This window comes from Nocardia sp. NPDC005825, from assembly GCF_040630175.1.
Taxonomy (GTDB): domain Bacteria; phylum Actinomycetota; class Actinomycetes; order Mycobacteriales; family Mycobacteriaceae; genus Nocardia.
In genome coordinates this window covers 426,641-447,178 of the sequence record NZ_JBEXXC010000003.1, presented here as the reverse complement: position 1 = coordinate 447,178, position 20,538 = coordinate 426,641, and the positions used below count along the sequence as shown (strand labels likewise).

At 68.7% G+C, this 20,538-nt stretch carries 18 protein-coding genes; 9 read left to right on the top strand and 9 right to left on the bottom strand.

All coding sequences use genetic code 11. The annotated features are described in order from the left end of the window. Positions 1–87 precede the first annotated feature (87 nt). Entirely contained in the window at positions 88–1,623 is a 1,536-nt protein-coding gene (locus tag ABZ382_RS10935; protein WP_357086758.1) for a DUF4185 domain-containing protein, read from the bottom strand. Between the two features lie 145 nt (positions 1,624–1,768). Between ABZ382_RS10935 and hrpB the strand changes: the two genes are divergently transcribed. Together hrpB and ABZ382_RS10925 are read left to right on the top strand one after the other, a co-directional pair. Continuing rightward, on the top strand, positions 1,769–4,249 hold the full coding sequence (gene hrpB, locus ABZ382_RS10930) for an ATP-dependent helicase HrpB (protein ID WP_357086756.1): 2,481 nt from the start codon (positions 1,769–1,771) through the stop codon (positions 4,247–4,249). A 251-nt stretch (positions 4,250–4,500) separates the two neighbouring features. Continuing rightward, complete coding sequence (locus ABZ382_RS10925; RefSeq protein WP_357086754.1) at positions 4,501–5,484, top strand: zinc-binding dehydrogenase; 984 nt, start codon at positions 4,501–4,503, stop codon at positions 5,482–5,484. Here ABZ382_RS10925 and ABZ382_RS10920 read toward each other — a convergent pair. Further along, positions 5,468–6,790 (bottom strand): DUF2252 domain-containing protein, encoded by a 1,323-nt coding sequence (locus ABZ382_RS10920; protein ID WP_357086752.1) that lies wholly within the window; start codon positions 6,788–6,790, stop codon positions 5,468–5,470. The genes ABZ382_RS10925 and ABZ382_RS10920 overlap by 17 nt on opposite strands. Positions 6,791–6,915: 125 nt before the next feature. Here ABZ382_RS10920 and ABZ382_RS10915 point away from each other — a divergent pair, with 125 nt between their 5' ends. Beyond that, positions 6,916–8,229 carry a family 1 glycosylhydrolase gene (locus ABZ382_RS10915; RefSeq protein WP_357086750.1) on the top strand — a complete coding sequence of 438 codons (1,314 nt, stop codon included), beginning with the start codon at positions 6,916–6,918 and terminating at the stop codon, positions 8,227–8,229. A gap of 33 nt (positions 8,230–8,262) precedes the next feature. Here ABZ382_RS10915 and ABZ382_RS10910 read toward each other — a convergent pair whose 3' ends face one another. From ABZ382_RS10910 to ABZ382_RS10900, 3 genes are all read right to left on the bottom strand, one after another. After that, the gene (locus tag ABZ382_RS10910) at positions 8,263–9,351 is read right to left on the bottom strand and encodes a TIGR03857 family LLM class F420-dependent oxidoreductase (RefSeq protein ID WP_357086747.1); all 1,089 of its coding nucleotides are present in this window, start codon (positions 9,349–9,351) and stop codon (positions 8,263–8,265) included. A gap of 54 nt (positions 9,352–9,405) precedes the next feature. After that, on the bottom strand, positions 9,406–10,539 hold the full coding sequence (locus ABZ382_RS10905; RefSeq protein WP_357086744.1) for a phosphotransferase family protein: 1,134 nt from the start codon (positions 10,537–10,539) through the stop codon (positions 9,406–9,408). A gap of 88 nt (positions 10,540–10,627) precedes the next feature. Continuing rightward, the gene (locus tag ABZ382_RS10900; RefSeq protein ID WP_357086741.1) at positions 10,628–11,263 is read right to left on the bottom strand and encodes a TetR/AcrR family transcriptional regulator; all 636 of its coding nucleotides are present in this window, start codon (positions 11,261–11,263) and stop codon (positions 10,628–10,630) included. Between the two features lie 107 nt (positions 11,264–11,370). Between ABZ382_RS10900 and ABZ382_RS10895 the strand changes: the two genes are divergently transcribed. Together ABZ382_RS10895 and ABZ382_RS10890 are read left to right on the top strand one after the other, a co-directional pair. Then, positions 11,371–12,306 carry a MerR family transcriptional regulator gene (locus tag ABZ382_RS10895; RefSeq protein WP_357086739.1) on the top strand — a complete coding sequence of 312 codons (936 nt, stop codon included), beginning with the start codon at positions 11,371–11,373 and terminating at the stop codon, positions 12,304–12,306. A 94-nt stretch (positions 12,307–12,400) separates the two neighbouring features. Beyond that, positions 12,401–13,912 carry a multicopper oxidase domain-containing protein gene (locus tag ABZ382_RS10890; protein WP_357086736.1) on the top strand — a complete coding sequence of 504 codons (1,512 nt, stop codon included), beginning with the start codon at positions 12,401–12,403 and terminating at the stop codon, positions 13,910–13,912. A gap of 48 nt (positions 13,913–13,960) precedes the next feature. On the opposite strand, the gene ABZ382_RS10885 is transcribed toward ABZ382_RS10890, so the two are convergent. The 3 genes from ABZ382_RS10885 to ABZ382_RS10875 all read right to left on the bottom strand — a co-directional run bounded on the left by ABZ382_RS10885 (position 13,961) and on the right by ABZ382_RS10875 (position 16,520). Beyond that, a complete protein-coding gene (locus tag ABZ382_RS10885; RefSeq protein WP_357086734.1) occupies positions 13,961–14,368 on the bottom strand; it encodes an SgcJ/EcaC family oxidoreductase in 408 nt (135 codons plus the stop codon). Positions 14,369–14,420: 52 nt separating this feature from the next. Further along, positions 14,421–15,770, bottom strand: coding sequence for an FAD-dependent oxidoreductase (locus ABZ382_RS10880; protein WP_357086732.1), 1,350 nt, complete (start codon positions 15,768–15,770; stop codon positions 14,421–14,423). A 99-nt stretch (positions 15,771–15,869) separates the two neighbouring features. Continuing rightward, positions 15,870–16,520 carry a TetR/AcrR family transcriptional regulator gene (locus tag ABZ382_RS10875; RefSeq protein ID WP_357086730.1) on the bottom strand — a complete coding sequence of 217 codons (651 nt, stop codon included), beginning with the start codon at positions 16,518–16,520 and terminating at the stop codon, positions 15,870–15,872. Positions 16,521–16,633: 113 nt separating this feature from the next. On the opposite strand from ABZ382_RS10875, the gene ABZ382_RS10870 reads away from it, so the two are divergent. The 4 genes from ABZ382_RS10870 (at position 16,634) to ABZ382_RS10855 (ending at position 19,835) form a co-directional block, all read left to right on the top strand. Beyond that, on the top strand, positions 16,634–17,989 hold the full coding sequence (locus ABZ382_RS10870) for a flavin monoamine oxidase family protein (protein ID WP_357086728.1): 1,356 nt from the start codon (positions 16,634–16,636) through the stop codon (positions 17,987–17,989). Positions 17,990–18,042: 53 nt separating this feature from the next. Then, entirely contained in the window at positions 18,043–18,327 is a 285-nt protein-coding gene (locus ABZ382_RS10865; protein ID WP_357086726.1) for a hypothetical protein, read from the top strand. 185 nt (positions 18,328–18,512) lie between these two features. Then, positions 18,513–18,896: a DoxX family protein gene (locus ABZ382_RS10860; protein WP_357086724.1), complete on the top strand. Its 384-nt coding sequence runs from the start codon at positions 18,513–18,515 to the stop codon at positions 18,894–18,896. A gap of 45 nt (positions 18,897–18,941) precedes the next feature. Further along, complete coding sequence (locus ABZ382_RS10855; RefSeq protein WP_357086722.1) at positions 18,942–19,835, top strand: RNA polymerase sigma-70 factor; 894 nt, start codon at positions 18,942–18,944, stop codon at positions 19,833–19,835. A 27-nt stretch (positions 19,836–19,862) separates the two neighbouring features. Here ABZ382_RS10855 and ABZ382_RS10850 read toward each other — a convergent pair whose 3' ends face one another. Further along, positions 19,863–20,534, bottom strand: coding sequence for a TetR family transcriptional regulator (locus ABZ382_RS10850; RefSeq protein ID WP_357086720.1), 672 nt, complete (start codon positions 20,532–20,534; stop codon positions 19,863–19,865). Positions 20,535–20,538 lie beyond the last annotated feature (4 nt).

Sequence of the window (20,538 nt, the reverse complement as noted above, 5' to 3'; positions counted from 1 at the left end):
ATCGACCACCCGCACCACGATGTGATCGCGCATAGATTCGAGCAGTCCGGGCCCGCGCGGGGTGGGCCCGGACACAAAACAACTGCGCTACTTAAGTTTCGCGTGCATGAGGTAGACGTTGTAGCTGTTCCACGCGGATATCGTGAAATACAGGTCCTTTGCGGTGGACCAGGGGTGGATGAACCCGCCGTAGGCGGTCGGGTAGTCCTCGGTATTGATCAGCGCGACCGGTTCGGTCCACGTGCCCTGCGGGTCGGCGGCGGTGCGCAACACGATCTGCCCGCGCACGGTGTCGAGGTACACCATCCGCCAGCGGTTCGACTCGGCGTCGAACTGGACCGACAGCTCACTGGCCGTGCCGGAGATCAGGGGTGTGGCGAGCAGTTCATTGGCGCCGTCGGCGGGAATCCAGGCGTCCTTGACCCAGTACTGGTACGCGGACTTGTTGAGCACCTGATCCGTGGGCACCCGGCCGAGCCCGATGGTGCCGAGCCGGCCGTTGGGCGTGCCGAACATGTAGACGTAGTCGCCGTGCGGCACCATCGTCGCGACCTGGAAGCGCCCGGCGCCGAACAGGTTGTCCCAGCGCGCCCATTGGGATTTGGTCCAGGTGCGGCCGTGGTCGTCGGACCAGGCGATGCCGCCGAGGTTGGTCCACCACATGCCGGGGATCTTGGACCAGCGATTGACCGACATGTAGGTCAGGTATTGGCGATCGCCGACCGCGAAGCCGGAGGTGGGGATGGTGGTGGTCTCGTAGTTCTTGACCTTGCGGCTGTCCAGGATCTCGGTGGCGTGGCAGCGGGTGTTCTGCACGAAGTCGTCGAGGACCAGGCCCTGCGACAGATCGCGGGTGCTGCTGTAGGCGATCACATTGCTGCGCCAGTCCTGCGTGTCGGTGCCCGCGCCGCCGGGCTTCCAGCCCTTGCCGAAGGTGTCGCCGAAGACGACCGCGACCTGGCCGGGCTTGCTCTCCCACATCAGCCCGAGGTCGGTGCCGTCGACCGACCAGCGGGTGTCGGTGCGGTTGACCGACCCGCGCCCGGTCACCTGATTGACCAGTTCCACCGAATCCACCTGCGGCGCGGCCACCGCGGCGGCCGCGGGCGCGGGCACCGACGGCTGGACGGCCGGGGCGGGCGCGGGCTGCGGTTCGGGCGGTTCACCGCCGGGCACCACGATCGGGATGGGTTCGGGGTCGGGGGCGATTTCGATCTGCGGCAGCGACGCGCTGCCGCCGCCCGGCGGGGCCGGGGTCGGGGCCACGGTGTCGCGGACGTCCGGGCACGGGCTGGCGCACGGGTCCGTGGGCAGCGCGACGTCCACCCGATTGGCGTCCGGCTTCTGCGCGTACTGGCTGACCGTCACGATCTGCGGTACCGGGATGGGCACCTTGATGGTCGCCGGCGGCTGCGAGGTCGATCCGCTCGGGTCGGCCTGCCGATTGACCGGGTCGAATCCCGTTTCTCCACAGCTGTTCACGGGAGCGGGCGCCCACGGTCGCGGCGCGGCGGCGGCGGGGGCCGCGGGCAGCAGCATCACGCCCAGGGCGACCACGGCCGATAGCGACAGCGCCGCAGGGATTTCGGCAGGGTTCGAGCGACGGCGGGATCGAATTCCCATGGGGTAGGCGGCTCCTCGTTCGCGATCGACCCGACCACCTTAGACCGATCTTGTCGCGGGGTGAACCACCGTGAACCGGTCGCGAGATCCGTCGCGTGTGAGGTGGTCGCGGCGCGATCGGGCGCACGCGGCAGACTGAACGGTAATGAAACTCCCCGATCTCCCCGACCTCCCCGTGCGCGGCGCGCTCGGGGAGATCACCGACACGCTGGCCGAGCGCGGCACCGCCGTCCTGGTCGCCCCGCCGGGCACCGGTAAGACGACGCTGGTTCCGCTGGCACTGGCCGCCGCCACCTCCGGGCGTGTCGTAGTGGCGGAGCCGCGGCGACTGGCCGCGCGCGCCGCCGCCTCGCGCATGGCCGCCTTGCTGGGAGAGCGGGTCGGGGAGACCGCCGGATACTCGGTACGCGGCGACCGCAAGGTGGGACCCGGCACCCGCATCGAGGTGGTGACCTCGGGACTGTTGGTGCGGCGCTTGCAGAACGACCCCGAACTGGCCGGAGTCGATGTGGTCGTCCTCGACGAATGCCACGAGCGGCACCTGGACGCGGACCTGCTGCTGGCTCTGCTCCTCGACGCCCGCGCCGGACTCCGCCCCGACCTGCGCGTGCTGGCCACCTCCGCGACCGTTGCGGCGGACCGCCTTTCGACCCTGCTGGGCGGCGAGTCGGAACCATCCGCCCCTGTGCTGGAGGTCCACGGCCGCACCTACCCGGTCGAATTCGATTACGTGCCACCGCTGCCCCGCGAACGCATCGAGCAGCAGGTGGCCCGTACGACCCGCCTGGCCCTCGCCGACAGCCCCGGCGACGTCCTGGTCTTCCTCCCCGGTGCGGGTGAGATCCGCCGCACCGCCGCCCTGCTCTCGGACCTACCCGAGGTCGACGTCGTCCCGCTGCACGGCAGACTGCCCGCCGCCGCACAGGATTCCGCCCTGCGCCCGGGCACCCGCCGGCGGGTCGTGCTGTCCACCGCGGTCGCCGAATCCAGCCTCACCGTCCCCGGCGTCCGCACCGTGGTCGACTCCGGACTGGCCCGCGTCCCGCGCATCGACCACCGCCGCGGCCTGTCGGGCCTTGCCACCGTCCGTGTTTCGGCCGCCGTCGCCGAACAGCGTGCGGGCCGCGCGGGCCGAGAAGGCCCGGGCCGCGCCTGGCGCTGCTGGCCCGAATACGAGCACACCACCCTCCCCGCCTACCCCGAACCGGAGATCCGCACCGCCGACCTGACCCGACTGGCGCTGGAACTGGCCTGCTGGGGCACCGTCGACGGCCAGGGCCTGGCCTGGTGGGACGCGCCTCCGGCAGGCGGCCTCGCCGCGGGGCGCGCGGTCCTGCGAGCCCTCGACGCCGTGGACGACCATGGCGCGGTGACGGATCGAGGCCGGCGCATGGCAGCGGTCGGCCTCCACCCCCGACTGGCCCGAGCCCTGCTCGACGGCGCGAGCGAGGTCGGAGCCCGCGCCGCCGCCGAGGTGGTCGCCCTGCTCGACGACGACGCACTGGCCCCCGGCGTGGATCTGGTCGCCGCCCTGCGCACCCTCCGCGGCGACCGCCCGGCCCGCTGGCAGAAGGAGGCGCAACGCCTGGCGCGCCTCGTCAGCGACGACGTCGACGGTGGTCGGGGCTCCACGCGCGGCGCAGGGTGCGATGATCCGGCTCTCGTTGCGGCACTGGCCTATCCGGAGCGGCTCGCTCGTCGCCGCGCCTCCGGGGCGGCCAGCTATCTGATGGCGGGTGGGACCGCGGTGACCCTGCCACCCGGGAGCGGATTGGGCGATGCCGAATGGTTGGCGATCGCGGTGGCCGGGCGCGATCCGGGCCAATCCGAGGGGCGAATCCGGTTGGCGGCCACAGCGGATGAGGAGCTGGCCCGCCGGGCTGCCGCCAATCTGCTCACGACCGTGGACGAAGTCGACTGGGTCGATGGCGATCTGGTGGCTCGCCGGGTGCGCCGCTTGGGCGCGATCGTGTTGTCCGAGCAGCCGCTGCGCGATCCGAACCCGGACTTGGTCTCGGCGGCATTGCTGCGAGGATTGCGCGCCACCGGCCTCGACCTACTGCGCTGGACCGATGATGCCCGCGGCCTGCGGCAGCGCCTGGACTTCCTGCACCGCACCCTGGGCGCGCCGTGGCCCGCCGTCGACGACGACACCCTGCTCGCCGACGCCGAAACCTGGCTCGCCCCAGAACTTTCCACCGCCCGCCGCCGCTCCGACCTGGAGCGCGTGGACGCCGGTCAAGCCCTCCGCCGCCTGCTGCCCTGGCCCGAGGCCGCCCGGCTCGACGAACTCGCCCCCGAACGCCTGGAGGTCCCCTCCGGCAGCAATGTCCGCCTCGACTACTCCACCGACCCACCGGTCCTCGCCGTCAAGGTCCAGGAGATCTTCGGCTGGACCGAAACCCCGCGCCTGGCAGGCGGCCGCGTGTCGCCTGTCCTGCACCTGCTCTCCCCGGCCCGGCGCCCGGTGGCGGTCACCGCCGACCTGCCGTCCTTCTGGCGCACCGGCTGGCTCCAGGTCCGCGCCGACCTGCGCGGCCGCTACCCGAAGCACGCCTGGCCCGAGGACCCCACCACCGTCGTCGCCCACCGCGGCACCGCCCGCAACGCCAACCGGCAGGGATAGGTCAGGCCGGCGGTACCCCCGAGTCCGCCGCCTGCGCCCGCCTCGCCCTGGGTCCCCGGTGAATCCGAGACCCCCACGGCCACAAGCGCTACCGCCTCGGCATGAGGTGAGTCGGCGTGACCTGTGGCCGACGTGGGACACCCGCGCGGTGTGCGGAATAGTCGGCTCGTCGCGCATGCTGCACTCGTGCGTCCGGGTTCGGACGATGTGGCGACTCGTCTGGTGAGCAGGCGGAGAGGGAGTGTGGCGGTATGCGCGCGATTCGATTCGACGAGTACGGCGGGCCCGAGGTGCTGCGGTCGGTGGAGCTGGCAGTACCGGAGCCGGGTGCGGGGGAGGTGTCCATCGAGGTGGCCTACGTCGGGGTGAATTTCGCTGACTTGCAGGCCCGTTCGGTCGGGTATCGGGTTCCGGCCTTGCCGTATGTGCCGGGGCTGGAGCTGTCCGGGCGGGTGCGGGCGGTCGGTGCGGGCGTCGAGGGGCTGAGTGTGGGGCAGGCGGTGGCCGCGATCTCCGACGGCGGCGCGTATGCCGAGGTCGTCGTGGTCTCCGCGGCGACGGTCTTCCCGGTGCCCGATGGCGTCGATCTGCGCACTGCCGCAACGCTTCCCACGGTGCTGCCGACCGGTTACGCCCTGCTGCACACGGTGGGCCGGTTGCAGCCGGGTGAGACGGTGCTGGTGCAGGCCGCCGCCGGTGGCGTCGGTACGGTGGCCGCGCAGATCGCCAAGCTGGCGGGCGCCGGCGCGGTGTACGGCGTGGTCTCCAGCCCGGCCAAGGCGGACTACGCCCGCGAATTCGGTTATGACGAGGCGTTCTCGAACGAATCGTTCGATGCCGATGTCCGCGCCGCCACCGGTGGCCGTGGGGTGGACCTGGCGTTGGAGTCGATCGGCGGTGACACCTTCCGCCGCACCCTGGAGTCGCTGGCCCGCTTCGGTCGCCTGGTCTCCTTCGGCAATGCCGGTGGCGAGGCCCCGTGGCAGGTCGGCGCGCCCGAACTGTTCCCGCAGGGCCGTTCGGTCGCCGGCTTCTCCATCATGGGCCTGAGCGCCTCCGCCCCGGATGTGTTGCGCGAGATCTCCTCGCACGCCTTCGACCTGGCCACCTCGGGCAAGGTGCGGCTGCCGATCACCGCCGAGTTCCCGCTCGCCGAGGCGGCCGACGCGCACCGGCTGATGGCCGGCCGCTCCTCGACGGGCAAGCTGGTCCTGGCGGTCAACTCCCGGCTGTGATCCGACCGGATTCGATTGCCGCGAGCAGGGATTCGTGGTCGGCGTCGGTCTGGTCGGCGTAGGCCAGCGCGAATTCTCCCATGGCCCGGTCGAAGGTGTCCTTGCCGCCCAGGTAGGCCGCGATGGCCGCCCGGTCCCCGGACCGGGCGTGCCCGCGGGCCAGGGTGTGCCCGCACAGGGCCGCGTACTCGCGCAGCTGTGCGGGCGACATGTCGTCGATGCTCAAGGAACCCTTCATGTCTCGCAGCTGCCGCCAGTAGTAGAAGCGTCCGTCGGGGCCGGTGGCCCAGCCGAGGAAGATGTCACCGGCCGATTGGGAGAGCCGCTGTCCGTGCACGACGCGGTGGCCCTGATGGAGGAACGGGCTGTGGCTCAGGTGCGCCGACAGCACCGAGGGCTCGGCCTGTTTCACCTGGAGGAACAGCGGGTCGCCGGTATTGCGTCCGGTCAGCAGCGCGATGTAGCAGCGGGTGCCGACGCTGCCCACGCCGACCACCTTCATGGCGATGTCGCGGAGTACGTAGCGGTCCAGCAGGACGCGGCGCTCCTCCGGCAGCGTGTCCCGGTAGTCGGTCAGCACCGAAAGTAGTTGCTTCTGGGCCTTTTTCGGCACCGGAAGCAGCAGGGGCGGGTCGGCCTTGATGCGCGGCGCGCCGTCGGGCCCGAGTTCGGTGAGCTTGTCCAACGCGTGCAGGCTGGTGCGCGTCCGCGCCCGGCTGATCACCTTGGCGGTCAGCTTGCGATGCTTGGGCCGCATCAGGGCGGCGACCTTGTCGGCGTCGACCATCTCGTACCAGACGTCGGTCTCGCCGAGCTCGGCCAGCCGGTTCATGGCCTCGCGATAGGCCCGCGCCGCCGAGACGGCGGCCTCGCCCGCCTCCTCGTCGTCGCTGCCATTGGTCCGTGCCGCCACCGCCACGCTGGCCGCGAGCCGCTTCACATCCCATTCGAAGGGCCCGGGCAGCGTTTCGTCGAAGTCGTTGACGTCGAACACGAGTGACCGCTCCGGCGAGGCGAACAGCCCGAAGTTGGACAGGTGCGCGTCCCCGCACAACTGCACGTGCAGTCCGGTGTTCGCGCCGCTCGCCAGATCCCCCGCCATGATGGCGGGCGCGCCCCGGAAGAACGGGAGCCGTCCGGCCGCCATCCGCTCGTACCGGATCCCGATCAGTTCGGGCAGCCGCGTGGCGGCCTGCCGCTCCAGGACCGCCACCGGATCCGGCCGATCCACCGCGGCTTTCCACTCACCCAGCGACCGCCGCGGCACCCGCTTGCGCACCGCCCGCCCCGCCTTCGATCTCGACATGCGCTGACTCTAATGGATTGTGCCAAACCACTATCGACCCGCTGCGCACTCGAAACAATTCGCAGCTATCCAGGAGTAAGTAGCCGCATTCACTCATTTCGAGTACTGGTCCCGGGGAAGTGCTCATGCGCACTCGATTTCGCTGTCTCATCGCGTCCGCCCTCGTCACGGCCGCCGCACTGCTCCTGGTCCCCGGTGTGTCCGGCACCGCGTCGGAGGAACGCGCCGGTGTACTGGGGGACGAATTCCTCTGGGGAGTGGCGGCGTCCGGGTTCCAATCCGAGGGACAGTCACCCGACAGCAATTGGACGCGTTATGTCGACGCGAATCCGGGCTGGGATCGCCTCGGCGGTTCCGTCGATTTCCGCACCCGCTACCGGTCCGATATCGCCCTGGCCAAGAGCCTCGGCGTCAAGGTCTTCCGTATCGGGATCGAGTGGGCTCGACTGGAACCTCGACCGGGAGTGTGGGATTCGTCCGCCTTCGCCTACTACGACGACGTGATCGGAACCATCGTCGCCGCCGGTATGCGTCCGATGCTGACGCTGGACCACTGGGTGTATCCCGGCTGGGCGGCCGACCGCGGCGGCTGGCGCGATCCCGGCATGGTCTCGGACTGGCTCGTCAACATGCGCAAGGTCGTCGACCGATACGCCGCCCGAAATCCGGTGTGGGTGACCATCAACGAGCCGGTCGCCTACATCATGCACGAGGTCCGCCAGAACGGAACCGACGCCGATCAGATGCTCGACAGCGTGGCGCAGGCGCACAACGCCATCTACGACTACATCCACCAGATCCAGCCGAACGCGCTGGTGACCAGCAATGTCGGTTATGTCGCCGGGGCCGAGTCCCAGGTCAACGGACCCCTGATGGACCGTATCGGCGACCGGCTCGACTTCATCGGAGTCGACTACTACTTCGGCTACGAACCGCCGGATCTCGCCGCCGCGAACGCACCCTCGGGCATGTGGGACCTGCCCGTCCGTCCCGAGGGCATCTACTTCGCGCTGCAGCACTATGCACAACGCTTCCCCGGCAAGCCGCTGTGGATCGTCGAGAACGGCATGCCCACCGAGAACGCTCAACCCCGCGCGGACGGCTACACCCGCTCGGATCACCTCCGCGACACCGTCTACTGGCTCCAGCGCGCGAAATCCGACGGCATGAACGTCATCGGCTACAACTACTGGAGCCTGACCGACAACTACGAATGGAGCTCCTACACACCGAGATTCGGGCTCTACACGGTGAACGTGCGCACTGATCCGACCCTGAGCAGAATCCCCACGGACGCCGTCGCCACCTATCGCGCCATCATCGCGCACGACGGCGTCCCCGCCGACTACCTGCCCCTGCGTCCGGTCGCCGACTGCCGCCTGATCGATCCACCCGCCAGCTGTGCCACCCCGGTCTCCGCGTCTCGAGCCGATGGCTGACCATCGGCCCGAGGCGCGGTGAGAACGCTTGTCTCAGGCGAACTTTCCGGGGTTGGCGGCCACGGCCCGGCGCAATGTGGGCCGGTCGGCGCGGTAGGCGTCCACCACCGATTCCAGCTCGTGTGGGCTGGCCCCGTGCATGATCACCGAGTGGCAGCCGAGGTCGTACTCGCGGGAGATCTTCCGCACGCACTGCTCCGGCGTGCCGTAGGCGGCCGACGCGAGCCACTCGTCGGGGATGAGCGCGTCGAGCTGCTCCAGCACGTCGACCGAGGCGGACGCGTCGATCGGGCCGGCCGCCGCGGCGTCCTGGAACAGCTGCGTGCCGCGAATACGCTCCCACACCTGCGGATCCCAGCCATTCGCGCTGATCAGGATGTCGGCGTACGCCTGCATGTAGGTCACCAGACGACCGGTCCGCCGCCGCAGCTGGTCCTCGGGGGTGAGCGCGTCGCTCGCGGTCGCCAGGCAGGACCAGATGCGCACGCTGTCGGGGTCCTTGCCCGCCCGCTCCGCACCGCGCCGCACCGCCGCGACCGAGTTGGTAGTGGCCTCGTCGGAGAAGAAGGTGTGCAGGACGACGAAGTCACCGATCTCACCGGCGAGTTCCATGGTCTTCGGGCCGACCGCGACGAAGCCGATCGGGGGCGCTTCCTCCAGGCCGTTCTGGTGGTACAGCACCGGCCATTTGCCCGCGGGCCCATCGTGATTCACGATCGTCTCGCCGTCCCACAGGCGACGCAGGATGCCGACGAAATCCCGCAGCTGCGCTTCGGTGACGGCGGGCAGCCCGATCGCCTTCCAGTTCGCGGCCATGCCGCGCCCGAAGGCCATGGCGTACCGGCCCTCGGTCAGCGCCTGCATGGTCGACCCGATGGTCGCCGTCACCATGGGGTGCCGGGTGTGGTGATTGGTTGCCGCGGCGGCGATTCCGAGGTCGGTGGTGCATCCGGCGAGACCGCCGGACAGGACCGCGGAGTCCTTGACCGTCATACGCTCGCCGATCATGCACGAGCCGAGTCCGAGGCGCTCCGCGTCGCGGGCCTCGGGCAGCAGGACGCGGGCGTCGGCGGGATGCCGGGTGATGCAGTAGTAGGCCAGTTCGTTCAGTTGGTCGGTCACGAGAGTTGTACTTCCCTGATAGGTTTCGAAAGAAGGGGGGTGGGCGCCGGAGTGTCAGGCGCCGAGTTCGGTGAGCAGTTCTTCGACGATCGCCCGGTGGTGGAGCAGCACCTCGATGTCCTCGGGACGTTCCATCTCGCCGAAGTGGATCTGCCGTCCGCCCGCGCGCAGGAAGACGACCGCGTAGTTGAGGGCGGCGAACATCGTGTACCAGGTGAGGTCGGCGAGCTCGACGCCCGAATGCCGCGCGTAGCTCGCCCGCACGTCCTCCACGCGCATGAAGTCCGGCATGCCGGGGAATCCGAAGTTCACGGCGATCGCGTGAAAGACGCGGTGCCCGAACGTGATCCAGGCGACATCGAGTTCGCGAGGTCCGATCGTCGCCATCTCCCAGTCGAGCACCGCGACCGGTGCGAAGTCCCGGTACATGCAGTTGCCGAGCCGTGCGTCACCCCACGAGAGCACGGTCTGGTAGGACGACGGCTCCGGAAGATTGTCCGTGAGCCACTTCAGGATTCGCTCCACGAGCGGTGACGGCCCGATATCGCGGGCCGCGAACTCGTACCACGCGCGGGCGCGATTCAGGTTCCGCTCGAGCAGGCTGGCGCCGGGCTGCCGCGGGTCGAGGAACGCGAAAGTGGTTGCCGCGTCCGGGATCGCGTGGATCTTCGCGAGCGCCTCGACGGTGCTTTCCTGCACGCCACGCTGCTGCTCCGGGTCGGCGTCGAAGAGCCAGTTGTCGCCGAAGGTATAGGGCATGACATCGGGCGGCACCAGGCCCTCGACCCGATCCATCAGCAGGAACGGCGTGCCCAGCACCTCGCCGGTCGGTTCGAGGAACCGCACCAGGGGGACGCGGACATCGCTGGCCTCGGCCACGATGCGCATGACGTCGAACTGGTCGCGCAGGTTGTAGTGCTCGTAGACCGGGAAGTCGCCGGGGGCGGGCACTACCCGGGCGATCAGTTCGTTGACCTGCTCCGCTCCGGCTTCCTGCCAGCGCAGGGTCAGAGTGAGCGTCTCCGCGGACATGCCGTTGCTGTCGATGCCGGACCCCAGCGTGAGCTCCGGATTCGCGTCGTCGGGCAGCTGGGTGGCCAGCCATTCGGTGAGGCGCGGAATCAGGGCGGCGGTGTCACGGCTACTGCGCTGCAGGCGCATGCCCTGATCATCGGGAGACGGAGACATGAGTCACTCCTGACTGGATTGCGAAAGCTGGAGGTAACAGTGGACCTCCCCGTCGCAATTGTCAACGAGGGTTCTCAAAGAATGTGAGTTAGTGCAGGTAAGACGCTATGGAGTCGACCAGGCAGTGGCGGGCTTCGGTCAGTTCGGCGGGCGAGGACAGCCGGCGCTCGTTATTGATGCCGCGCATGGCCATCGGGATCAGCGCCTGGACCCGATGCACCTTGTCCGCGTCGAGGGGCAGGTCCGCCAGGAAGTACTCGAAGGCCCGGAGCCAGGCGTCCTCGTACCCGGCCATCGCGGCCGTGGTCAGCGGGAAGTCTCCGAGCCGTTCCTGCCGGCCGTTCGGCAATCCGGCCCGCAGCGTCTCCACCGCCCGGCCTTCGGGAGTGTCCAGGATGGTCCAGATGGCATCGACCATCTCCCACACCCGCTCCCGGACGGTCCCGGTCACCTGTGGCCAGCTCTCGGGACTGTTCGCCCCGGTGCGGTCGGTCAATTCGATGAGCACGGCCGCCCACAGCCCGTCGATATCGCCGAACTGATGCTTCAACGTCCCCCAGCTGACCCCGGCCTCCTTGGCGACCCGATTCGCCGACAGCGGTTCCCCGGACCCCGTCGCGAGACAGCCGATGGCCACATCGAGCAGCCGCTGCCTGGTCTCCCGCCCCTTCCGGTTGAGGCGAGTTCCGGCCGCGGATTGCATTGTCGAACTCGTCTCGGTCATCGCCGCTTCCGTTTCGCATGTCCCGAAATCTCGGAATCTCCGATTATCGGTCCGACGATAGCTGGAGGACTTGAGTCTCCATCTGGGGGAGACAGGAAGGTTGGGGCATGGACGACGACACGCTCTTCACGATCGGAGCCCTGGCCGAACGGACCGGCTTGACGGTCAAGACGATCCGGTTCTACTCCGACAAGGGGATCGTGCCGCCGACCGCTCACACCCCGACCGGCTACCGGCTCTACGACGCCGAGGCCGCCACCCGCCTGGAACTGGTCCGCACCCTGCGTGAACTGGGCATCGACCTGCCCACCGTGGCCCGGGTGCTGGCCCGCGAGACCTCGCTGACCGAGGTCGCCGCGGCTCATGCCGATGCGCTCGACGTGCAGATCCGGATCCTGCGGATGCGCCGCGCGGTCCTGCGAGCCGTGGCCGAGCGGGGCTCCCACCGAGAGGAAATGGAACTCATGCACAACCTGATGCGCCTGTCCGAGGCCGAACGCCGCCGGCTGATCGACGACTTCATCGACGCCGCGTACGGCGGCGTGGACGCCAATCCCGCCATGGTGGAGCTGGTACGCACCAGCATGCCCGAACTGCCGGACGACCCGACCGTCGCGCAGCTCACGGCGTGGATGGAACTCGTGGAACTGGTGCGGGACAACGACTTCCGGGAATCGGTCCGGGCCATGGCCGAGTACCAGGCCCGCGAACGCGCCGAAGGCGACACCACCGGCCTGCACCACGACCTGACCGAGGCCGTCCGCGCCGACATCGGCAAGGCGCTCGCCGACGGACTGAGCGCCGACTCCCCGGCTGCCGCCGCGGTGGTCGACGGGCTCACCGCACGCTATGCCGAGACCTTCGGCAAGCCCGACGACGCGCGACTGCGCCGCTGGATCCTGGAACGGCTCGAGGTGGCCGATGATCCACGCGTGGAACGCTATTGGCGGCTGGTATCCGCCATCAACGGCTGGCCGAAGCTGCCCGACATGGGGCCGGTGTTCACCTGGTTCGCCGCCGCTCTCCGCGCCTACCCGGCCTAGGGGTTCCGCCGGGGATTTCCTCGGATGAATCAGGGAGCGATTTGGGGGATCCGCCGGATCCGGGGAAAGGCTGGTCTTCCTTAGCGTTCGAGGCATGAGAGACAGGTCTCGAACGCGGCGGGTAGTGGTCTGGCTGGGTGTGGCGGTGCTGGTGGTGGCCGCCGGGATCGGTGGCGCGTTCACCTGGGTGTACACCTCGGCCGACGTATCCACCGTGGGGAAGGTGGATTTCGTGCGTCCGCTGGCCGTCCCGCCGCTGGCCCAGTCGACCGTGGCGGCTGACGGGACGCGAGAGTTCGAGCTCGACATGCGCTCCGGCAGTAAGGAATTCCTCCCCGGGCAGGTCACCGATACCTGGGGATTCAATGGGGATCATCTCGGACCGACCCTGCGTGCGCGCCGCGGGGAGCAGGTGCGGGTGCGGGTCCGCAATGAACTGCCGGAAGCGTCGACCGTTCACTGGCACGGGATGCACGTGCCCGCCGCGATGGACGGGGGACCGCATCAGATGGTCGAACCGGGTGCGGAGTGGAAGCCGGAGTGGACGGTCGAGCAGCCCGCGGCCACCCTCTGGTACCACCCGCACCCGCACGGGGCCACCGAGACTCACGTCAGCCGCGGGCTGGCGGGCGTGTTCCTGCTCGACGACGACGCCGGCGACGCGCTCGCACTGCCCCACACCTACGGCGTCGACGATCTCCCGCTGCTGGTTCAGGACGTCCGATTCCGCAACGGGCGATTCGATTTCGGGCACGGCGCGTTCCGTGACGCCGGGTTCCTGGGCGACGAGGTGCTGGTCAACGGCACCCTCGCGCCCTACCGCGAGGTGAGCGACGAACTGGTGCGACTGCGCCTGGTCAACGCGTCCCCCGCGCGCATCTACAACTTCGGCCTCTCCGACGGCCGCGAGTTCGCGCTCATCGGCACCGACGGCGGCCTGCTCGAGCGCCCCGCCCAGCTGGAGCACGTGCAGCTGTCCCCGGGTGAGCGCGCCGAAATCGTGGTCCGCATGAAGCCCGGCGAACGAGTGACCCTGCGCAGCGACCGCCTCGACGCCGGACTCGACATGTTCACCAACCGATTCAGCGGCGGCGACGACCGATTCGACATCCTCGAACTACGAGCCGCCGCCACCCTCCGCCCGGCGCCGCCCCTGCCCGACCGCCTCGTCACCCCGCAGACGCCGAAGGCCGCGGACTCGGTGGGGGAGCGGTCCTTCGAGCTGGAATTCGGCAAGATCAACGGCAAGGCAATGGATATGAGCCGCATCGACGCCTCCGTCACACGCGGCGCCACCGAGACCTGGATCGTCCACAACGGCGACGGCACCCCGCACAACTTCCACATCCACGACACCCAGTTCGCGGTCGCGGCAGTGAACGGCAGCCAACCGCCCGAGTCCCTGCGCGGCCCGAAGGACACCGTCTTCGTAGCCCCGGGCTCCACCGTCGAACTGCTCGTGCGCTTCGACGGCCCCGCGGATCCCAACGCCCCGTACATGTTCCACTGCCACCTGCTCTGGCACGAGGACCTGGGCATGATGGGCCAGTTCGTGGTCGTGGACCCGGGACAACAGCCCGGAACCCCTCACCACACCGGCCACTGACCGGCCCACCCTGATCCGCGAGCAGACGCCGATCACCGACACGGTCGGTCAGTGGTCGGCGACCGGGGTGTTCTGGCAGAAGGTGAGCAGCCAGCGGCCGTTCTCCTTGGTCATGCCGTACAGCGGCGTGCCCTCGGACTGGAGTTCGTCGGCGTGGTTGAAGTACTGCTGGCGCACCTTGACCGCGGCCACGTCCGGTCGGATGAAGCGGATGAAGAAGGGTTCGTAGGTGGCGTAGCCGTCCTCGGTGGCGCCGGGCAGTACGGCACGGGTGAATTCGGAGATCTCGGTGAGGCCGTTGAGGAATTTGCCGCCGCCGGTGGTCCAGATGGCGTCGGGGTGGAACAGGGCGAGGAAGGCGTCGGCGTCCTCGGCGCGCTGCGCCTTGGCCACCGCGGCCACGACGGCGTGGATGGCGGTGATGTCTTCGGTCTGCTCGAGCTCCGTGGTTGTCATACCGCCATCTTCGAACCCCAACCCCACTCGAGGTCAAGTGACCAAGATCGATTTACTCCGCCCCGCCTGATGCCAGCGCCGCGATGACCTCATGAGCTGCGCGCTCGCCGGACTCGATGGCGCCCTCGATGTAACCGGCGTGCTCGCGGGCGGTTTCGGTTCCCGACCAATGAATTGGTCCGGTCGGTTCGGCGGGGTGCGGGAAGTAGCCCTCCTCGTGACCGATGCTCGGCAGTGCCGAATAGCCCCCACCCGCGTGAACGTCCTGGTGCCAGGCCTTTTCATGCCAGCCGCGAGGTTCGAGGACTTCGGCGCCCAGGCGGTCGGCGATAGGGCCGAGAATGGTCGAGCGGCGGGCGTCGGGGCCGAGCTCGCCGAGATCGCGCGCTTCGGGACCGGCGACCAGAACGCACAGGTGCCCCGGCCCGTCCGGTGGCGAGGTGTCGAATACCGCCATCCCGGGTTCGGTGAGCACGATCATCTCGGCGTCCGCGCGCTCGCGCCAGAACGGTCGCTCGAAGACGGCGATCGCCTTGTACACCGAACCCATATAGGTGTTGTCCTGCAACCGAATCCGATCGGCGGGCAGCGGCGGCTGGTGTGCGATGCGGGCGGCCATCGGGGCCGGGACGGTCACGATCACCTTCTCGGCGCGGTACGTGCCGGAGGCCGAGTGGATCGTGACTCCGGTGGCGTCACGGTGCAAGGCGGTGACCGGACTGTCGAACACGATTGTGCCGTCGAGTTCGTCGGCCAGCCGTTCGGCGAGGGTTCCCGCCGCCTGGGTGACGAGGTTTTCCTGCGCGCCGCCCGCGGTGGAAACCATTGTGGCGAGCCCGCCTTGGTAGCGGACCAAGTCGAGGAAGGCGTGCATCGAGAATCGGTCGAGGTCGGCGGTGGACGATACCGAGACGAGGACTTCCATCAGGCGTCGCGCTCGGCGGGTCGGTATCCGCCGCAGCCACGACTGGACGCTCTGCCGCTTCCATGACCGGGGTGTCCGGAGCCGGGAGACGGTCTCCCAGATCAGCAGAGTCGCGTTGGCGGCCAAGCCATCTCGACCCCAATATCCGATGGTGGCGCCGTCTTCGACGATGGCGGGCCGTGCGGGGGTGTGCATGGCGAAGACGTCGGCGCCCAGTTCGGCGGCGAGCTTCTCGAAGCGGTGATGGCCGTGGCCGATCCATTGCCCGCCCAGGTCGACTCGCGAGCCGAGCACCGTGGTCTCGGCCAGCACCCGCCCGCCGGGCCGTGCGGCGGATTCGAGCACGAGGACGTCGATTCCCTGCCGGTGCAGTTCGCGCGCGGCGACGAGTCCGGCCATGCCGGCGCCGATCACGACGACGCCGACTTGCCGGAATCCTCGATCGCCGGGGTGATCGATGGGTGGGTGCTGGGTCATCTCGCCACGCTCCAAAAGGCTAAAGAAAGTCGGTCAGCCGTATGACTCACGATAAAACGACTGTGACCCAGGACGCAATAGGCGGTGAAATCGAAGCGGCTACTCGTCGTCGGCGGGCGCCGCGGTGGACCGCGGCCGGGTCCGGCGCGCCACCGGCTGGGGGTCGGCGAAGAGGACGAGCATCTCCAGGGCCTGCTGCAGGTCGCGGCGGGCGCGCTCGGGGTCGGGCTTGGCGATGTACTGCAGTATCAGGCCGTCGACCTGGGCGAGCGCGAGGCGTCCGAGGGTCTCGAAGCCGACCGCGCAGCGCTCCCCGGCGGCCCGCGCGGCCTGCTCGCAGAAGTCGGTGACGACCGAGCTGTAGCTCTCGTACTGCAATCGGGCCAGCTCGCCGGACTCGTTGCGCAGGGAGTAGCTCATCAGCTCGTACTGCATGATCTGCAGTCCGATGCGGTTGTCCACCAGCTTCTCCCAGAAGCTGGTGACCCCCTGGCGCAGGGCGTGCTCGACGCCCTTGTCGAGGTCGAGGTGCGGACGCAGCGCTTCGGAAATGTCGTGGATCACCTTGGTGATGACCCGGCGAAGCAGCTGGTCCTTGCTGGAGAACACGTACTGCAAGGTCCCGAGCGGAACGTCGGCCTCGGCGGCCACGCCGCGCAGGGTGGTGGCCGGCACGCCCACGTCGCTGAGCACCCTGATGGCGGCCGCGATGATCTGCTCCTCGCGCTCGGACGCCTTGACGTAAACCACGGACTCTCCTCGTTCAACGGCCGACGAACCTCGACACAACTCTTGCATATCGGGGATACCGTGACCTACCTTACAGTCATACAGCTGACTGACTCTTTGTCGAAGGACCGGATATGACCGACGTAGATGTTGTGGTGATCGGAGCGGGTCTCGCGGGGTTGACCGCGGCCAGAACCCTGCGCGCGGCAGGGCGCAGCGTGCGCGTGCTCGAGGCGCGCGACCGGGTGGCGGGGCGCAATCACGGCGGCACGCTCTCGAACGGAGTGCCGGTGGAATTGGGCGGCCAGTGGATCGGCCGGACGCAGACCGAGGTGTTGCAGCTCGTCGAGCAACTCGGGCTGGAAACCTTCGCCACCTACGACGACGGTGAGGCGGTCACCCTCTACAACGGCACGCTGACTCAATACGGCGACGAGACTTTCGGCTTGTCCGATGCGGCAGCCCTGGAAGTGGGCCGTCTGCAGGCCGAGCTGGAGGCGCTCGCCGAAACCGTCTCGCTGTCCTCCCCGTGGACCACGGAGCACGCGGCGGAGCTGGATCGCCGGACGCTCGACGAGTGGTTGCGGACGAACACCGGCAATGACGAAGCCCTGGCGTTCTGGGATGCGGTCGTGCCGGGCCTGTTCTCCGCCGAGACGGCGGAGATGTCGTTGCTGCACTTCCTGTTCTACATCAAGTCCGCGGGCATGATCGACATCCTGGTGGGCGTCACCGGCGGCGCGCAGGAGCTGCGTGTCGTCGGCGGAACCCATCACATCAGCGAGCGGCTGGCCGCCGAACTCGGCGACGACGTAGTCACCCTCGATGCCCCGGTGCGTGCCATCGCATACGACGATGACGGTGTGCGAGTGGACTATTCGGGCGGAACGATCTCCGCCGAGTACGCGATCGTCGCGATCCCTCCCACCCTCGCGGGGCGACTGCACTACCAACCGGCGCTGCCCGCCACCCGCGACGGCCTCACCCAGCAGATCCCGATGGGATCCGTCATCAAGATCCAGGTCGCCTACCCGACGCCGTTCTGGCGGGACTCGGGCCTGAGCGGCTTCGCCTTCAGCCTCGACGATCCGATCAGCGTCACCCTCGACAACTCCCCGCCGGACGGAACCTGCGGTGTGATCGTCGGATTCTTCGAAGGAGCCCACGCGCGGATCGCGGGCCGGTGGAGCACGGACGAACGCCGGGCGGCCGTCGTGGCGACCCTGACCAAGCTGTTCGGAACACAAGCCGCGGACCCGGTCGACTACCTCGAATTGAACTGGATGGAAGAGGAATACACCCGCGGGTGCTACGGCGGCCGACTGGGCGCCGGGGTCTGGACCCAATACGGCGCGGCACTGTCGGAGCCGGTCGGCCGCATCCACTGGGCGGGCGCGGAGACCTCCGACGTGTGGAACGGCTACATGGACGGAGCCGTGCGATCGGGCTACCGCGCCGCCGCCGAAGTCGACCTCCGCCTGACTTCCTGAAGGAGAACCGCGACCCCAGCGGAGCAAAGGATCCCATCGGTACGCTCGTGCCCATGGGCGGGGAATTGCTACTGCTGATCGCCACCATCGGCCCCTTGGCAGTGCTCGGATGGGCGGCTGTTCGCGCGAAGCACCGCGGCCTCGGCGGTTCGTTCGTCGGACCGTTCCAGGAGATGTTCGACCCCGGCGCGGCCCGAGCTCAGATCGTCATCGAGGAGAGAGCGGAACTCCCGGACCCCTCGGACTCCGGCGACCCGGACGACGACGATCTACCGAACGCCGTGGTGTACAAGGGCATTCGACTCCACATCAACTCTCGGCGCCGCGCCGAGGGTTGATGGTGATCCAGGAGCCCGGTGTCGACCACAAAGATGGTCGAACGGGTCACGTGGTTGCCGGTAGCGACCCTGCAAGCACGCTCCGCGGCGGGCGAGTGGCGCGCGGTAGTGACCTGTGTCACGCAATGTCACGGGGGTCGGGGGTGGGGTGTCTTCAGGCTCGAACATCGAGCAAGGAGAACATCATGAACATCGCACTGTGGATCGTCACCGGACTGCTGGCTGTCGTCGCGCTCGTCAGCGGCAACATCAAAATGTTCACGCCGAAGGCCAAGCTGGCTCAGGCGCCGGGCGGGCAGTGGACAGCCACCGCTGGCGCCGGGGTCATCAAAACCCTGGGGGCTGTGGAGGTTCTGGCCGCGATCGGATTGATTCTGCCTGCCGTGCTCGACATCGCTCCCACGACGGTTCCTGTCACCGCCGTGTGCTGGTCGTTGCTGATGGTCGGCGCGATGATCACCCACATTCGCGACGGGGAATACAAGGTGATCACCGCGAATGTGGTCTATCTGGCAATGGCGGCCTTCGTGGTGTGGGGTCGGTTCGTCCTCGAACCGTTCGCCGGCTGAGCCTGTAGCCTTGCCGGGCATTTGTGGCCGGGTATGAGGAGCAAGGTGAGCAGCACAACGTCCGACTCGGCGACCGACACGTTCGTCGCCTACCGCAATCTGCTGTTCACCGTCGCCTACGAGATGCTCGGCTCGGCTGCCGACGCCGAAGACGTGCTGCAGGAGACCTGGGTCCGGTGGGCGCAGGTCGATATGGAGCAGGTGCAGGACCGGCGCGCCTACCTGGTCAGGATCACTACTCGGCAGGCATTGAATCGGCTTCGAACCATGAAGCGCCGCAAGGAGTCCTACGTCGGGCCCTGGTTGCCGGAACCACTGCTCACCGCACCCGACGTGGCCGAGAATTTCGAGCTCGCCGAGAGTATGTCGATGGCGTTGATGCTCGTGCTGGAGACGCTGTCGCCGACCGAGCGCGCGGTGTTCGTGCTCCGCGAAGTCTTCGACGTCGGCTACGAGGAGATCGCCGCCGCGGTCGACAAGTCGACGGTGACGGTCCGTCAGATCGCCCGCCGCGCGCGCCAGCACGTCGAGGCCCGCCGCCCGCGCTCGGTCGTTTCCCCCGACCAGGCGCGGGCGGCGCTGGAGTCGTTTCGGACGGCGTTGGAAACCGGTGATCCGCAAGGTCTTCTGAACGTGCTCGCCCCGGATGTCGTGCTGCTCACCGATGGCGGCGGAATCAAGACCGCGGCGCGAGTACCGATCGTCGGCATCGAGCGGGTGCTGCGGAACCTGCTGGTCGGCTTCGGCAAGATCAATGCCACGCTCAGCACCGAACCGGCTGTCGTCAACGGCAACCCGGCGCTCGTCGTGCGCTGGGACGACGAAATCGGCATCCTGACCTTCCGGATGGATGACACCCGCATCACCGGGCTCTACTTCGTCCGCAACCCGGAGAAGCTGACCCATATCGACTCGCCGACCGCGCTCAGCGTGCGGTGAGTATCGACTCGTCGGCGGTGCGGCTGATCAGTTGCTGAGGTCCTGGATGAGGTCCAGGGCCGGGTAGAGGACGGGGCGCAGTGGGCGGAGTCTGGACAACGCCACGATGCGTTCGACGAGGGGGGCGGTGCGGCGGATCAGCAGCCGGGTGCGTTGCTGGTCGGGGCTGCGGTCGTGGACCCAGAACAGGACGATGCCCATGTGGGCCAGCCACAGCAGATTCGGCAGCTCGGCCAGCAGGCGCTTGTCGCCCTTGACGTCCGTGCCGATGACCAGGTCGCCCATGATGGCGGTGGATGTCTGTCGGGCGGGCAGGCTTTCGTCGCTGAACGGGCTGAGCGGGCTGGTGGGTTCGGCAGCGATGGCGAAGAACTTGCCGCCGAACTCGTGGTAGGGCGCGGCCACGTCGACGAAGGACAATTCCATCGTCTCCCATCGGTCGGCGAGGGAGTCGCTGTGCGGAGCCTGCTCGACCCGCTGCTGGTGGAGAGCCTGGATGTGCTGGTAGAAACCCTGGACCAGGTGCTCTTTGGATGCGAAGTAGTAGTAGGCGTTGCCGACGCTGACACCGGCTTCGCCCGCGATCGCGCGCATGGTGGTCTTCGTGAAGCCGTTCTGCTCGAACAGGCGCAGGGCGGCGTCGATGATCTGCTGGCGAGTTTCCTCGCCGCGCGCGGTCGCGGGCTCGGGGCGGGGCATGGGG

Excerpts from the sequence above, each read along its gene's own strand:
- ABZ382_RS10865 (WP_357086726.1), top strand. The coding sequence starts at position 18,043 with ATGGGCGGGGAATTGCTACTGCTGATCGCCACCATCGGCCCCTTGGCA.
- ABZ382_RS10895 (WP_357086739.1), top strand. The coding sequence starts at position 11,371 with ATGGACGACGACACGCTCTTCACGATCGGAGCCCTGGCCGAACGGACC.
- ABZ382_RS10860 (WP_357086724.1), top strand. The coding sequence starts at position 18,513 with ATGAACATCGCACTGTGGATCGTCACCGGACTGCTGGCTGTCGTCGCG.
- ABZ382_RS10890 (WP_357086736.1), top strand. The coding sequence starts at position 12,401 with ATGAGAGACAGGTCTCGAACGCGGCGGGTAGTGGTCTGGCTGGGTGTG.
- ABZ382_RS10915 (WP_357086750.1), top strand. The coding sequence starts at position 6,916 with ATGCGCACTCGATTTCGCTGTCTCATCGCGTCCGCCCTCGTCACGGCC.
- ABZ382_RS10870 (WP_357086728.1), top strand. The coding sequence starts at position 16,634 with ATGACCGACGTAGATGTTGTGGTGATCGGAGCGGGTCTCGCGGGGTTG.
- ABZ382_RS10885 (WP_357086734.1), bottom strand. The coding sequence starts at position 14,368 with ATGACAACCACGGAGCTCGAGCAGACCGAAGACATCACCGCCATCCAC.
- ABZ382_RS10920 (WP_357086752.1), bottom strand. The coding sequence starts at position 6,790 with ATGTCGAGATCGAAGGCGGGGCGGGCGGTGCGCAAGCGGGTGCCGCGG.
- ABZ382_RS10925 (WP_357086754.1), top strand. The coding sequence starts at position 4,501 with ATGCGCGCGATTCGATTCGACGAGTACGGCGGGCCCGAGGTGCTGCGG.
- ABZ382_RS10850 (WP_357086720.1), bottom strand. The coding sequence starts at position 20,534 with ATGCCCCGCCCCGAGCCCGCGACCGCGCGCGGCGAGGAAACTCGCCAG.
- hrpB (WP_357086756.1), top strand. The coding sequence starts at position 1,769 with ATGAAACTCCCCGATCTCCCCGACCTCCCCGTGCGCGGCGCGCTCGGG.
- ABZ382_RS10880 (WP_357086732.1), bottom strand. The coding sequence starts at position 15,770 with ATGACCCAGCACCCACCCATCGATCACCCCGGCGATCGAGGATTCCGG.
- ABZ382_RS10900 (WP_357086741.1), bottom strand. The coding sequence starts at position 11,263 with ATGACCGAGACGAGTTCGACAATGCAATCCGCGGCCGGAACTCGCCTC.
- ABZ382_RS10905 (WP_357086744.1), bottom strand. The coding sequence starts at position 10,539 with ATGTCTCCGTCTCCCGATGATCAGGGCATGCGCCTGCAGCGCAGTAGC.
- ABZ382_RS10935 (WP_357086758.1), bottom strand. The coding sequence starts at position 1,623 with ATGGGAATTCGATCCCGCCGTCGCTCGAACCCTGCCGAAATCCCTGCG.